Genomic DNA, 14,507 nt, shown 5'->3' with positions numbered 1-14,507 from the left:
AACGGCGCGGTTGGGACCCACCTATCGGAGGCGTTTTACATGTCGACTGGATCCAGCATGGCGGATCTGTCCAGCTCAGCTACCGGCGATGAGGAATTCATCGCTAAATACTATGAGCACCTGGCCGCGGAGGATGCCGCGAGCTACAGTCCGGATGTGCTCCGCGCCCGCGCGCTGGCGCACCGGGAGCTGGCGGTTCACCGGCCGCCGGCGCAGCCCGTGACCGCCATCCGGGACGAACCCGAGGCCAGCGTCGTCATGATCGTCACCGATGACATGCCGTTCCTGGTCGATTCGGTGACCGCGGAGCTGCTGCGCCACGGCATTGCCATCCGGATGATCACGCACCCCACCTTTGTAGCCACCCGGGCCCGGGACAGCCACGACCTCACCGGCGTGGAACAGGTGCCGGCCGCCGCCGGAGTCTCCAGCGGCGACACGGCGGCACTGCCGCAGCTGGGATCCTTTGAGACCGGCGGCGACCAGGTCCTGCGGATCGAATCCTGGATGGCCGTGGAGACCGGGCGGATCGAGCCGGACAAGGCCGCCGAGCTGATGTCCGGCCTCAAGAGCGTCCTGGCGGATGTCCGGGCATCGGTCGAGGACTGGCCGGCCATGCGCCGGCAGGTGCGGCAGGTTGCGGCGTCGCTGGATGCGGTCGTGGGAGCGGAGGAGATTCCCGACCTGCAGGAGGCCAAGGAGCTGCTTGAGTGGCTCGACGACGGGAATTTCACCTTCCTGGGCTACCGCGAATACGATCTCGTCACCCAGGACGGGGAAGACGTGCTCCTGGTCCGCGAGGACAGCGGCCTGGGCATGATGCGCCACATCGGCGACACGAAGCGGGTCCAGCACCTCACCGAAGAGGGCCGTGCCCGCGCCCGGGAAAAACGCGCGCTGGTGATTACCAAGGCGAACTCGCGGTCCACGGTGCACCGCGCGGCATACCTGGACTACATCGGCGTGAAGAGCTTCGATGCGCAGGGCAACGTCGACGGCGAGCGCCGCTTTATCGGCCTCTTCGCCACCAGCGCCTACAACCGTTCGGTGAAGAGCGTCCCGATTGCCCGGGAAAAGGTCGCGGCAGTGCTGCAGCACAGCGGCTTCCCGGCCGATTCGCACTCCGGCAAGGACCTGCTGTCGATCCTCGAAACGTACCCGCGGGACGAGTTGTTCCAGATGGACGTCGAGGAGCTGGCCGCGACCGCGATGGGCATCCTGCGGCTGCAGGAGCGGCGCCGGACCCGGCTGTTCCTGCGCACCGACGCCTACGGCAGGTTCGTGTCGGCCCTGGTGTTCCTGCCGCGCGACCGCTACACGACCGCCGTCCGGCTGCGGATCGAGCAGGAGCTGCGCAACACCTTCGACCCGCAGAGCATCGACTACGAGGCGCGGATGTCCGAATCCGCCCTGGCCAGGCTGTTCTTCCGCATCCGCCTCAAGCGTGCCTCCACGGTGCCGAAGGTCGACACGGCCGACCTTGAGCGCCGGCTTGCCCAGGCGTCCCGGTCCTGGTCGGAGGGCATCGAAGAGGTGCTGCGCGCCAATTTCGACGGCGAGGAGGCTGCCCGCCTCTCGGCGAACTGGAAGGACGCGTTCCCGCCCAGCTACCGGGTGGACTACGAGGTGGAAGACGCGCTCGAGGACATCGCCCGTTTCCGCAACTACGAGGGAGGCGACCCCGGCGCGGCCCCGGTGCTGCACGTCTACGTTCCCGAGGACAGCGCCGACGTCCTCGCCGCCGACGCCCGGCTGAAGCTGTACCTGCCGGAGGCCCGGTCGCTGAGCAACATCATGCCCGTGCTGCAGAACACCGGGCTGGAGGTACTGGACGAGCGCCCGTTCGAGATCAACACGGCGGACGGCGAAGACTACTTCCTGTACGACTTCGGCCTCCGGTATCCGGCGGGCGTCGACCCGATCGCCACCGGCGACCTGCTCGAGGAAGCCTTCGGCGCTGCCGTCACCGGACGCAGCGAGTCGGACGGCTTTGACCGGCTGGTCCTGGCCGAGGGCATCGGCTGGCGCCAGGTTGCGGTGCTGCGCGCGTACACCCGCTACCTGCGGCAGCTGGGCAACCTGGTCTCCTACGCCTTCGTCTCCGACACGCTGCTGGCCAACCCGGCAGTGGCCCGCGCCCTGCTGGCGGTGTTCAACGCCAGCTTCGATCCGGACCTGGAAGGCGACCGCGAGGCGGCGGTCGAGGCCGCCCGCTCCGAGCTCGCGGCGGGACTCGAAGCCGTGCCCACCCTTGACGCGGACCGGGTGCTGCGCTCGCTGGCCAACCTGATCGACGCGACGCTTCGCACCAACTACTTCCAGGACAAGCCCTACTTCAGCTTCAAACTCAGCCCGTCGCGGATCGAGGGTGCACCGTTCCCGCGGCCAAAATACGAAATCTGGGTCTACTCGCCGCGGGTGGAAGGCGTCCACCTTCGCTTCGGCGACGTGGCCCGCGGCGGACTGCGCTGGTCGGACCGGCGGGAGGACTTCCGCACCGAAATCCTGGGACTGGTCAAGGCGCAGACCGTCAAGAACGCGGTCATCGTGCCTACCGGCGCCAAGGGCGGCTTCTTCGCCAAACGGCTGCCCGACCCCGCCGTGGACCGCGCGGCCTGGATGGCGGAGGGGCAGGAAAGCTACCGCACCTTCATCCGCGGCCTGCTGGACATCACCGACAACCTGGTCCGGTCCGCAACCGGCCAGGACGTGGTGCCGCCCGAGCGGGTGGTCCGGCTGGACGGCGACGACACCTACCTGGTCGTCGCCGCGGACAAGGGGACCGCAAGCTTCTCCGACATCGCCAACGACATCTCGCTGGAATACGGCCACTGGCTCGGCGACGCCTTCGCGTCCGGAGGCTCGGTCGGCTACGACCACAAGGCGATGGGCATTACCGCCCGCGGCGCGTGGGAGTCGGTCAAGCGGCACTTCAGCGAACTCGGCGTCGACACCCAGACCGAGGACTTCACCGTCGTCGGCGTCGGGGACATGAGCGGCGACGTCTTCGGGAACGGGATGCTGCTTTCCGAGCACATCCGGCTGGTCGCGGCCTTCGACCACCGGCATATCTTCCTGGACCCGGATCCCGACGCCGCGGCCTCCTTCCAGGAGCGCCGGCGCCTGTTCGAGCTGCCCCGTTCCTCCTGGGCGGACTATGACGAGAAGCTGATCAGCGCCGGCGGCGGGGTCTACCCGCGGTCGGTGAAGTCGATCCCGTTGTCCGCGCAGGTGCGGGAAGTTCTCGGCCTCGATCCGCAGGTCACGAGCATGAGTCCGCCCGAACTGCTGCAGGCCATCCTGAAGGCGCCGGTGGACCTGCTGTACAACGGCGGCATCGGCACCTATGTGAAGGCGTCGACCGAGTCGAATGCCGAAGTCGGCGACAAGGCCAACGACGCCATCCGCGTCAACGGCGCGGACCTGCGGGTCAAGGTGATCGGCGAAGGCGGCAACCTGGGCATGACTCAGCGCGGCCGGATCGAAGCCGCCGGGAAGGGGATCATCCTCAACACCGATGCCATCGACAACTCCGCCGGCGTGGACTGCTCGGACTACGAGGTCAACATCAAGATCCTCGTGGACCAGATGGTCGCCGCCGGGAAACTGCCGGTAGCGGAGCGGGCCGACCTGCTGCATTCGATGACCGAGGAAGTCGGACGCCTGGTCATTCAGGACAACATCGACCAGAACGTCCTGCTGCTCAACGACCGCCAGCGGATCATCGAGTGGAGCCCGAGCTTCGAACGCCTGATGGACTGGCTGGAAAGCCACGCCGAACTGGACCGGCAACTCGAAGCGCTGCCTACCACCGAGGAGCTGCACGAACGGATCGCGGCCGGCCAGGGCCTGACCTCTCCGGAGCTGTCCGTGCTGGCGGCGTACTCGAAGATCGAGCTGACCCATGCGCTGACCGAGAGCAACCTGGCCGACGACCCGTACTTCGACGGCGTGCTGCGCGGTTATTTCCCGCACCAGCTGGTCGAGCGGTTCGGCGACGATATGGCGGGCCACCCGCTGCGCCGGGAAATCATCGCTACCGTCGTTGCCAACGACATGATCAACATGGGCGGCATCACCTTCGCCTTCCGTGTCATGGAGGAAACGTCCGTCTCCGAGGCGGACGTGGCGCGGGCGTTCGTGGCGCTGCGCGAGATCTACGAATTCGACAAGCTCGTGGAAGCGTTGAACGCGTTGCCGGCCAGCTTCCCCACGGATTTGTGGTGCATGGTGCATCTGGACATGCGCCGCCTGCTGGACCGGGCAGTGCGTTGGTATATCAACCATGTCGACAGCGGAACCCCGGTGGCAGAAGGCGTCGCGATGTTCAAGCCCCAAATGGACCCGTTGCGCAACAACCTGGCTCAGTACCTGCGCGGCGACGACCTGGTCCGCGTGCACGAATGGCTGGAAACGGCCGAAGAACGCGGGCTGCCCGCAGGGATCGCCCGGCAGTGGGCCGAGCAGTTCGAGAGCTTCGGTTTGCTCGACGTCGCCCGCATCGCCGGGCAGATCGACGAACCGGTCGAGTCCGTCGCACGCGTCTACTACGCGGTCTACGACCGGTTCGACGTCGACAACCTGCTCGAGCGGATCACGGCGCTGCCGCGGGAGGACCGCTGGCAGTCGCTCGCCCGTGCCGCCATGCGCGACGACCTGTACACGACGGTCACGGACATCACCGTGGCGGTCATGCAAAGCACCCCGGCAGGGGAGCAGGCCGAGGCCAGGCTCGACGAGTGGGAACGGGCCAACGCGGAGAACATCAAGCGCACCCGGGACATGTTCGAGGAAGTGAACAGGCTCGAGCAGGACGACATGGCGTCGCTGTCCGTGGCACTGCGACTGATGCGTTCGACAGTGCGGCGATAGCTTGGCGATCTTCACCGATCCCATCCGCGACTACGCGGACTTTCGTCCGGGTGACGCGGAGTGGCTCCACCTGCTGGTGGGCGACTGGCAGCTGATCGCCGACCTGGCGTTCGCCGACCTGGTCCTGTGGTTCCCGACGCCGGACGGGAGCTACGTGGCGCTGGCGCATGTGCGCCCGTCAACCACCCACACGGTGTTCCACCGGGACTTCGTGGGGGAGCGGATCCGTGAGGACCTCAAGCCGCTGGTGGACCAGGCACGCCGGTCGCAGGCGATCGAACGGTCGTCGGAGGCGGACTGGACCACGGAGATGGCCATGCGGGTCGAGGCGGTGCCCATGGTCCGCAACGGCCGGACGCTCGCCGTCGTGACGTCGCACATGGACCTGTCCAGCTCCAGAATGCCGTCGCGGCTGGAGCTGACCTACCGGCAGTGCGCCTACGATCTCTTGAAGATGGGAACGCTGGGACTGTGGCCGGACTTCGCCTCGCCGACCGGGTCGCGCCGCGGCGCGCCCCGGGTCGGCGACGGCCTGATCAGGCTGGACGCCGACGGGGTGGTGGAATACGCCAGCCCCAACGGGGTTTCTGCATTCCGGCGCCTCGGCGACGTCGAGTCCCTGGAGGGCCGCTCACTGGCCGAGGTGACGACGGCGCTGCTCAAGGACCGGCGGATGGTCGACGAAACCCTGCCGCTGGTGGTCACCGGCCGGATGCCCTGGCGCACGGAGATTGAATCCCGCGGCGTCTCGCTCTCGCTCCGGGCCATACCGCTGAGGAACGAACAGGAGCGTTTCGGCGCCCTGGTGCTGTGCCGGGACGTCTCCGAGCTGCGCCGGCGGGAGATGGAGCTGGTGTCGAAGGACGCCACCATTCGGGAGATCCACCACCGCGTGAAGAACAACCTCCAGACGGTCGCGGCGCTGCTGCGCATGCAGTCGCGCCGGATGGTCAGCGACGAAGCAAAGCAGGGGCTGGAACAGGCCATGCGCCGCGTCGCCTCGATCGCGCTGGTCCACGAAACGCTGTCCCAGGGCTTGGCGCAGAACGTGGACTTCGACGAACTGATCGGGCGTCAGTTCCGGCTCTCGGCGGAAGTAGCCTCGCCCACGCAGGCCGTCCGCACGGAGCGCAGCGGCGAGTTCGGGGAACTGCCCAGCGAGTTCGCCACCCCGCTGGCCCTGGTGATCAATGAACTGGTCACGAACGCCGTCGAGCACGGGCTGGCCGGGCGGCACGGCACCGTCCGGTTGACTGCCCGGCGGAGCCGGCGGGGCGAAGACGAATTGCTAACCGTCTCGGTCGAGGACGACGGCGTGGGCCTGCCCGAGGAACCGCGGCGGGAGGGCCTGGGCCTGCAGATTGTCCGCACCCTCGTCACCAGCGAATTAGGCGGCCGGATCGAATGGACCCCGCGCGACGGCGGGGGAACGTGTGTGCGGATTGACCTGGTGCTCAACACCAAAGGGGCCCGCTGAGCGCGGGCGGATCAGCCGACGCGAGAGGCCGCTGCCGAATCCGGCAGCGGCCTCTCGCCACACTGGGGGTACCGGGTCAGGAGGCCCGGCGGGCCCGGGCGGCACGGCGCTTCAGCGCCCGGCGCTCGTCCTCGCTCATGCCTCCCCACACGCCGGCGTCCTGGCCGGATTCGATGGCCCACTGCAGGCAGGTATCAATCACCGGGCAGCGCCGGCAGACGCTCTTGGCCTCTTCGATCTGCAGGAGTGCCGGCCCGGTGTTCCCCACGGGGAAAAACAGTTCCGGGTCCTTGTCCAGGCATGCCGCGCGGCTACGCCAATCCATGCTGATCACATACTCCTTTAAATGGTGTCCGGTGGTTTTTGTGAAAACATTCACGAACAGACTCATAGAAAAGGGAGCCCGACCGGCCCCCTCTGCGCTTCGCCATCAAGCGTTTCATGTTAAATCCGCGTAAACAAGAGGTCGTGCGGACTTAACCGGCCGTAATACCTGAGTCATTCGTCACAGGGTGATATGGTTCGGCTCCAAGCGGGAGCCGGTGCCCGGCGATCTGGAGCCGTTATTCCGACTATCTAAGGTAGGGTGCGAGTGTGTCAATGCCTGCACCCTCATCCTTCCCTGCCGCCCGTCCGATCGCCATCAAAATCGTAGCGGCGGCAGTGGTGCTGGAAGCACTGGTGCTCTTGGGCGGAGCGGCCCTGTTCGCGTACGGGCTGGCCACCCAAACCCCGATATCGCTGACCAGCAGCGTCTTCCTGCTGGTCCTGATGTTGGTCTTCGGCCTCTGGCTGCTCGTCGTCGGGCATTACCTGTTCCGCGGGTACCGCTGGACCCGCGCTGCTGCCCTGGTGTGGCAGATCTTCGTGGTTGTTGTGGCCATCTCTATGATCCAAGGCGGCCAACTGCTGCTGGGCCCGGTCCTGTTGGTGGCGGCCGCAGCCTCCTTCGTCCTGCTGCTGACCAAGCCCGTGACGGATTTCCTGGTCAAGGGCGCCGCACCCCGCGCCCTGTAGCCAGCGCCACCTGCAGCGGGACGGCCCGGCCGGCCTCGATCCGGTAGCCGCGTCCCGGCGGTCTCCACCCGTCGTTGAGCCGCACACCGAAGAAGTCCGCATCCGCGCCCGCCCGCGGCGCCAGGACCATGCCGCGCCCGCGTGCCCTGGCCTGCAGGACCAGCGGAACCTGCTGCGGCAGCAACGGCCCGGGGCGCGCGGCCACCACGGCCGATGCACCGGCGGCGATCAGGGCCGCGATGGCACCGTGGGCACGCGTGCCCAGGTCCTCGGCGTCGTCGACCAGCAGGACGGCGCCGCGCCCGACGGCCGCGCGGCCGGCCCAGAAGTCGTCGGCGTCTCTGCCGTGCGGCGGTGCGCAACAGGTCCTCAGTCCCTCCAGCGCCCGCTGCAGCACGACCATCAGGTTGGTCTTCCCGCTGCCATCGGGCCCCAGCACCAGGTACACCTCGCCGGCGGCCAGCGGCAGCGTGGAGGGCCCCAGCTCGTCGCCCTCGACGCCGATCACCGGTAGCCCGCGGGCCGCGCGGGGCAGCGTGGCCGCGGGAACGGTCAGCGGCAGCGCTTCGACCCGAAAGGGACGGGCGCGGGCCGCGGCCGGCGGCGGGCAGCCGGTTGGATCGGTGACCAGCTGGCAGGCCCCGCCGTCGCCGCCGAAACGGCCCTGCACAAAAGCCCTGCCGGACACCGCGTTCATGGGAGGAAGGCGGGGCCAGCCCAACAAGGTTTCGGGACCGGCACCGGTCGGAAGGTAAAGCCGGTTGGCCATGAGCGGCAGGAAGCGGCTGCCGGACAGCTCTCGGTCTCCGGACACAACCAGGACGACCCCCGTGGCCTGGCCGTCGCGGGCCAGATCCTGCAGGCAGTCTTCTGCCCAGCCGAGCCGGCCGGCCCGGAAGCCACCGAGCCAGCGGCCCCACCCGCTGACCAGCAGGGCCAGCGGAACGACGGCTGCCGGATCGGGCGGACCCCCGGCCGAGGCCAGGCTGCCGAGCCGGGCGGAAACCTCGTTGGCCAGGCGCCGCAGCACCCTTGCCGCCCGTTCGCTGTCCTGGGGGCCGACGTAGGCGCCGGTCCGGCCGGCGTCCGCGGCGAAGCCGAGCGAACCGTCACCGTCCAGCACGTAGCAGTGGCGTTCCACCGGTCCGCCCAGGAGCTGCGTCGCCAGGACCCGCAAAAACTCCCGGTGTCCTCCGCCCCCTACCCCGAGAACTGCCAGGTGGCCGTCGTGCTCCGGTTGCCAGCGCAGCGGCACCTGCCGTTGCCGCGACGGCATGTCCAGCAGGCCGATCGGGATGCTGCCCCCGTCCTGGGGCGCGGCGGCGGGGACCGGGCTCCCGCCGCCGTCGTCGCCGCCGGGAGAGCGGGCGGGAGCGGACGGCCCGGGCCCCGCGAGGTCGGCGGCGGCCAGGCTCAGCGGCAGGGCGGGCGGCAACCGCCGGGCCTCCGGCAGGCCGAGGTCACGGGAGGCTGCCGCTGCCTCGGCCACCAGCCGCTCCACCACTCCGGTGCCCTCCGGCGCTGCCGCTGCCGGTGGTTCTGCCGCCAGCCATTCGTCCACGGTCCGGAAGAGCGGGAAGTGTCCGGCGGCCGGCAGGGTGCTGCAGGCGGACTGGAAGGGCACCGCATCCTGCGTGCCGACGCGCAGGTAGGCCCTGCCCCTCGCGGTCACCGGAATGTCGGCGGCCACGGGCGAATCCAGCAGGTCGCGGGACTCGACCGTGTTCTGCGTCCGCAGCACGATCATGGTGGTGATATTCGCGCGGATGTCCGAGGAGACGGCACCCTGCGGCCGTTGCGTGGCCAGCACCAGGTGGATGCCCAAGGCGCGGCCCACGGTGGCCACGCGCATCAGCTCGGGAAGCGCCTGCGGCGCGTCCTCGCCCAGCATCCGGAATTCGTCGACGACGACGACGAGCCGCGGCAGCGTGCCGGGCGTGCAGGCCGCGATGTCCCCGATGCCGCGGGCTGCCAGCAGGGCTTCGCGGCGGCGTACCTCCGCCTGCAGCCAGGCCAGCGATCGGCCGACTGCCTCCAGCGTCAGGTCCGTGAGCAGGCCGGCGCAGTGCGGCAGCCGTGCGAGCGGGCCGAGCCCGGAACCGCCCTTGAAGTCGATCAGCAGGAAATTCACCGTGTTGGGGGACCTGGTCAGGGCCAGCGAGAGGACAAGGCTCCGCAGCAGTTCGGACTTGCCGGAGCCGGTGGTGCCGGCGACCAGCAGGTGCGGCCCGTGGACGGCCAGGTCGAGCGCCAGCGGCCCGGCGGCGCCGGCACCCGGCAGGGCGGTGAGGCCGGGATGGCGGTCCCCGCGGGACCAGCGTTCGGCCAGCGGCTCCCGCGGCAGCATCGACTGCAGGCGGCAGCGCGGCGGCACCGAACCGGTGGCCGGCAGCGTCTCGGAGGGCATGGCCGCGGCGGCCAGCCGGGCAAGGCGGTCCAACGTGGGGGCCTGCACCAGATCCGCCGAGAACACGACGTCTCCGCCGTCTGCGCTCAGGCGGGAGGCCTGTCCGGCCACGATGATCCGGGTCCCGGCGTCGGCCGGACCGCCGAACCAGAGCTGCGCGGCCGGCCGTCCGGAATTCGCCAGGACCCGGGCCGCCTCGCCGCCGCGTCCGGCGACCAGGAGCACGAGGGTGCCGCCGCCGGTGGCGAGCCGCTCCGCCAGTTGTCCGGGCCGGTCCGCCAGCTCCACGCCGGGAAGGAACCGCGCCGACGCGCGAACGGACTCCGGCAACGCGTAGCAGACAACGCGCAGGGCGGTTCCCGCCGCCCGTGCGGCCAACTGCAGCAGGGCCGAACGCAGCAGACCGTCCAGCCCGAAAGGTGTTCCCTGGATCCGCAGCGGGGGCCCGGCGAGCAGGTCCACGCACAGCGGAGCATCCCTCGGCGGCGGGGGCGGGACCACCGGCGCCGACGCCGAACCGATGTGTGCCGGCAGGCCGGCCGTCCCCAGCCGCAGCCACACGTGCGCCGGGCGGTCCGGAGGGCCGGGGTCCCCGGCAGGACGCCGGGCCCCCGTCCCGGCCCGCAGCAGGGACACGGCCAGATCCGCGGCACCCGGGGCCGCCAGACGCCGCCGCCGCGCATCGGTTTCCGCCGCCGCGTGCACCGCGGCCCGGTAGCGGCGGCGCTGCCGGCGCCCGGCGGCGTAGGGCACGGCGGCGGCCAGCAGGGACATGGCGCTGAAGACCAGGAAGAACCACAGGCCCGTCAGCAGGGCCAGCGCGAGCCCGGCGAGCAACGGAAGCCCGGCCAGCAGCAACGCCGTTTTGGCCCGTTGCTCCGGAGGCTTTTCAGCCACGGGCACCGGATCGGCCAGGTCCGTGTCCGGCCGGAACGGATCGTCCGGTTCGCTGCCCACGACCAGTTGCAGCCGGGTGGCACCGATCCGCACGCTGCGGCCCGCCTGCAGCACGACCTGCCGGGTGAGCCTGCCCCGCCAGAAAATGCCGTTGGACGACCCGGCGTCGCGCAGCATCACCTGGCGGTCGGTGACGTCCACGGTGGCGTGCAGCCTCGAGAGCGCCGGATCCGCGATGGTCAGCGTGCAGGCATGGCGGCCGACGCTGAAGCTGCCGCGCCCGAGGGTGAACAACCGGCCGGCGTCGGGGCCGGCGGTGACGGCCAGCAGCAGCGGCGGCAGCGCGGGCGGTTCCCGGCACGGCACCGCCACCGCGTCCGGGGCGCAGACGACGACGGCGCCATCGACCAGCGGGGACACGCCGGCGGCGAGGGAGGACAGCCTCCGTCCGGCCACCGTGAAGGCCGCCCCGGGCAGGCGCCCGCCCAGCCAGGCAGCCAACGGCGCGGCGCTGCTTCCCGACTCCAGCCCCGCGACGGCATCGGCATGCGCCGCGACCCAGGCCGCCGCGGTGGCCGGAAGGCCGGGGGCCGCCACCAGCGTCAGATGAAGGACCATGACAAGGAACCTAGGCAGAAGGGCGCGCTATTTTCCTGTTCGGCTTCCGGTATGTGGATAACCTGCGGTACCGGAGGCTGACGCGAACAAGCGATACCCTTGACTCTGGGCCGAAGGGCCGACACACCGACACAACGAGAAAAGGCCTTTGCTCTTGAAGATCGCTGTCATTGCTCTGGGAAAGATCGGGTTGCCGCTGGCCGCCCAGTTCGCCTCGAAGGGGCACGAGGTCGTCGGCGTGGACGTCAACCCCGCCGTGGTCGATCTGGTCAACGCGGGCAGCGAGCCGTTCCCGGGAGAGGCGGGGCTCCAGGACAGGTTGGCCGAGCTGGTGCCGGCGGGCAGGCTGCGGGCGACCACCGACTATGCGGACGCGGTGCCGGGAGCAGACGCCGTGGTGCTGGTGGTGCCCCTGTTCGTGGACGCGGAGGCCAAGCCCGACTTCGGCTGGATGGATGCCGCCACGCAGGAGCTGGCCAGGCACCTGACGCCGGGCACGCTGGTCTCCTACGAGACCACGCTGCCGGTGGGCACCACCCGGACCCGGTGGAAGCCGATGCTCGAGGCCGGCTCCGGCCTGGTCGAGGGCGAGGACTTTCACGTGGTCTTTTCCCCGGAGCGGGTGCTGACCGGGCGGGTGTTCGAGGACCTGCGGAAGTATCCCAAGCTCATCGGCGGGCTCTCCGGGGCCGGTGCCGTGGCGGCGCAGGAGTTTTACGAGGCGGTGCTGGACTTCGACGACCGCCCGGACCTGCCGCGCGGCAACGGCGTCTGGGACCTGGGCTCGGCCGAGGCCTCCGAGCTGGCCAAGCTCGCCGAGACCACCTACCGGGACGTGAACATCGGGTTGGCGAACCAGTTCGCCCGCTATGCCGCGACCGCCGGGATCGACATCTACCAGGTGATCGAGGCGTCCAACTCCCAGCCCTACAGCCATATCCACCAGCCCGGCATCGCCGTCGGCGGGCACTGCATCCCGGTCTACCCGCGGCTGTACCTCTGGAACGATCCGTCGGCCACGGTGGTGGCTGCGGCCCGGGCCGCGAACGCGGGCATGCCGGACTACACGATCGGCCTGCTGGAGGGCGCGTACGGCGACCTGGCCGGCGCGCGCGTGGCCGTGCTGGGCGCTGCCTACCGCGGCGGCGTGAAGGAGACGGCGTTCTCCGGGGTGTTCGGCGCCGTGGAGGCGATCAACGCGCGGGGCGGCACCGCCGTCGTGCATGATCCGATGTTCAGCGACGCCGAGCTCGCCGCCTTGGGCTTCACGCCCTACCGGCTGGGCGAGCCGGCCGACGCCGCGGTGGTGCAGGCCGACCACGCCGAATATGCGCAGCTGGGACCGGACGACCTTCCCGGCGTGAAGGTGTTCGTCGACGGCCGGCGGGTCAGCTCGGCCGAACGGTGGCCGGGCGTGGCGTACCGGGTGATCGGCAAGGCATGAGGGCCGGAGCGTAGAGGCAATGGATGGTGGAGCAGCGGTCGCGAGCGGAAAGAGGGAACCCATGGCGTTCATCGCCGATTCGGCGGACGTCGCCGACGCCGCCCGGCTGGGCAAGGGCACGAAGATCTGGCACTTGGCGCAGGTCCGCGAGGGCGCCGTGCTGGGAGAGAACTGCATCGTGGGCCGGGGCGCCTACATCGGCACCGGGGTGCAGGCCGGGGACAACTGCAAGATCCAGAACTATGCGCTGGTGTACGAGCCGGCGCGGCTCGGCCGCGGCGTGTTCATCGGACCGGCGGTCGTGCTGACCAACGACACCTACCCGCGGGCGGTCGCCCCGGACGGGTCGCTGAAGAGCGCCGACGACTGGACGCCGGTGGGCGTGGACATCCGCGACGGCGCGTCGATCGGCGCGCGGGCGGTCTGCGTGGCCCCGGTGACCATCGGCGCCTGGGCCACCGTGGCGGCAGGCTCCGTGGTCACCCGCGACGTGCCCGACTTCGCCCTCGTGGCCGGTGTTCCGGCCAGGCGGATCGGCTGGGTGGGCCGGGCCGGACAGCGGCTGGTCCAGGACCCGGCGGACCCGTCGGGCTGGGTGTGCCCGGCGACCGGCGCCCGGTACCGGGAGGACGAGGGCATGTTGCACGAAGTTTCGGACGAAACCGGAGGAGAGCAGCTGTGAGCAAGGACTTCATACCGGCGGCCAAGCCGATCATCGGAGACGAGGAACGGGCCGCGGTGGACGCCGTGCTGGCCTCCGGGATGCTCGCCCAGGGGTCGGAGGTCGCCGCCTTCGAGCGGGAGTTCTCGCAGGTGCTGCTGGACGGCCGGCACGCGGTGGCGGTCAATTCCGGGACGTCGGGCCTGCACCTGGGCCTGCTGGCCGCCGGTATCGGCCCGGGTGACGAGGTCATCGTCCCGTCCTTCACGTTCGCGGCCACCGCGAACTCGGTGGCCCTGACCGGCGCCACTCCGGTGTTCGCCGACATCGAGCCGGAGCACTACTGCCTGGACCCGGACGCGGTCGCCGCCGCCATTACGCCGCGGACCAAGGCCGTCATGCCGGTGCACCTGTACGGCCACCCGGCCGACATGGACGGGCTGGGCAGGCTCGCCGCGGAAAAGTCGCTGCTGCTCTTCGAGGACGCCGCGCAGGCCCACGGGGCGTCGCTGGGCGGCCGGCCGGTGGGCACGTTCGGCGAGTTCGCGATGTTCAGCCTGTACCCGACCAAGAACATGACCTCCGGCGAGGGCGGCATGGTGTCCACCGGCAGCGACGACGTGGCGCGCCGGCTGCAGCTGCTGCGCAACCAGGGCATGGAACGCCAATACGAAAACGAACTGGTCGGCTTCAACGCCCGGATGACCAACCTGCACGCCGCGATCGGCCGCGTGCAGCTGGGCAAGGTCCTCGGCTGGACCGAACGGCGCCGGGCCAACGCCGCGTTCCTGGACGCGAACCTGGACGGTGTGGGCACGCCGAAGGTGGCAGCCGGGGCGGTCCACGTGTACCACCAGTACACCGTGCGGATCGGCGCGGGGGAGCGCGACCGGTTCGCCGCGGCGCTGAAGGACGAATACAACATCGGGTCCGGGGTCTACTACCCGATCCCGAACCACAGGCTGCCCTCCTTCAACGTTGCCGCGGACCTGCCGGCGACCGAAGCCGCGGCCGCTGAGGTGCTCTCGCTGCCGGTGCATCCCTCCCTCGACGCCGAGGACCTGGACCGGATCGCCACGGCGGTCAACGCCCTCGCGAAGGCAGGGGCGTGAGC

At 70.3% G+C, this 14,507-nt stretch carries 8 protein-coding genes; 6 read left to right on the top strand and 2 right to left on the bottom strand.

Features of this window, described 5'->3' with window-relative positions; all coding sequences use genetic code 11:
- Positions 1 to 39 precede the first annotated feature (39 nt).
- Positions 40 to 4,872 carry an NAD-glutamate dehydrogenase gene (locus AC5RWG_RS04670; RefSeq protein WP_494049704.1) on the top strand — a complete coding sequence of 1,611 codons (4,833 nt, stop codon included), beginning with the start codon at positions 40 to 42 and terminating at the stop codon, positions 4,870 to 4,872.
- A gap of 1 nt (position 4,873) precedes the next feature.
- Positions 4,874 to 6,349, top strand: coding sequence for a sensor histidine kinase (locus AC5RWG_RS04665; RefSeq protein ID WP_494139374.1), 1,476 nt, complete (start codon positions 4,874 to 4,876; stop codon positions 6,347 to 6,349).
- 76 nt (positions 6,350 to 6,425) lie between these two features.
- Here AC5RWG_RS04665 and AC5RWG_RS04660 read toward each other — a convergent pair whose 3' ends face one another.
- On the bottom strand, positions 6,426 to 6,674 hold the full coding sequence (locus AC5RWG_RS04660; protein ID WP_086994524.1) for a WhiB family transcriptional regulator: 249 nt from the start codon (positions 6,672 to 6,674) through the stop codon (positions 6,426 to 6,428).
- 275 nt (positions 6,675 to 6,949) lie between these two features.
- Here AC5RWG_RS04660 and AC5RWG_RS04655 point away from each other — a divergent pair, with 275 nt between their 5' ends.
- Positions 6,950 to 7,366 (top strand): hypothetical protein, encoded by a 417-nt coding sequence (locus AC5RWG_RS04655; RefSeq protein WP_494000210.1) that lies wholly within the window; start codon positions 6,950 to 6,952, stop codon positions 7,364 to 7,366.
- Here the strand turns inward: AC5RWG_RS04655 and AC5RWG_RS04650 are convergent.
- Entirely contained in the window at positions 7,338 to 11,288 is a 3,951-nt protein-coding gene (locus AC5RWG_RS04650) for an FtsK/SpoIIIE domain-containing protein (protein WP_494166491.1), read from the bottom strand. The two genes, AC5RWG_RS04655 and AC5RWG_RS04650, sit on opposite strands and share 29 nt — an antisense overlap.
- Positions 11,289 to 11,442: 154 nt before the next feature.
- Between AC5RWG_RS04650 and AC5RWG_RS04645 the strand changes: the two genes are divergently transcribed.
- The 3 genes from AC5RWG_RS04645 (at position 11,443) to AC5RWG_RS04635 (ending at position 14,505) form a co-directional block, all read left to right on the top strand.
- Positions 11,443 to 12,732 carry a nucleotide sugar dehydrogenase gene (locus AC5RWG_RS04645; protein ID WP_494139376.1) on the top strand — a complete coding sequence of 430 codons (1,290 nt, stop codon included), beginning with the start codon at positions 11,443 to 11,445 and terminating at the stop codon, positions 12,730 to 12,732.
- Positions 12,733 to 12,793: 61 nt separating this feature from the next.
- Positions 12,794 to 13,414 (top strand): acyltransferase, encoded by a 621-nt coding sequence (locus AC5RWG_RS04640; RefSeq protein ID WP_494139377.1) that lies wholly within the window; start codon positions 12,794 to 12,796, stop codon positions 13,412 to 13,414.
- The gene (locus tag AC5RWG_RS04635) at positions 13,411 to 14,505 is read left to right on the top strand and encodes a DegT/DnrJ/EryC1/StrS family aminotransferase (protein WP_494139378.1); all 1,095 of its coding nucleotides are present in this window, start codon (positions 13,411 to 13,413) and stop codon (positions 14,503 to 14,505) included. The genes AC5RWG_RS04640 and AC5RWG_RS04635 overlap by 4 nt, the downstream gene beginning before the upstream one ends.
- The last annotated feature ends 2 nt before the right edge of the window (positions 14,506 to 14,507 follow it).

This window comes from Arthrobacter sp. Y3221160 (assembly GCF_059092585.1).
The sequence above is the reverse complement of the archived record's forward strand: the minus strand, read 5'-3'. Positions and strand labels throughout refer to the sequence as shown.

Coding starts and splice junctions, on each gene's coding strand:
- AC5RWG_RS04670 (WP_494049704.1), top strand. CDS start 40: ATGTCGACTGGATCCAGCATGGCGGATCTGTCCAGCTCAGCTACCGGC.
- AC5RWG_RS04660 (WP_086994524.1), bottom strand. CDS start 6,674: ATGGATTGGCGTAGCCGCGCGGCATGCCTGGACAAGGACCCGGAACTG.
- AC5RWG_RS04655 (WP_494000210.1), top strand. CDS start 6,950: ATGCCTGCACCCTCATCCTTCCCTGCCGCCCGTCCGATCGCCATCAAA.
- AC5RWG_RS04650 (WP_494166491.1), bottom strand. CDS start 11,288: ATGGTCCTTCATCTGACGCTGGTGGCGGCCCCCGGCCTTCCGGCCACC.
- AC5RWG_RS04640 (WP_494139377.1), top strand. CDS start 12,794: ATGGCGTTCATCGCCGATTCGGCGGACGTCGCCGACGCCGCCCGGCTG.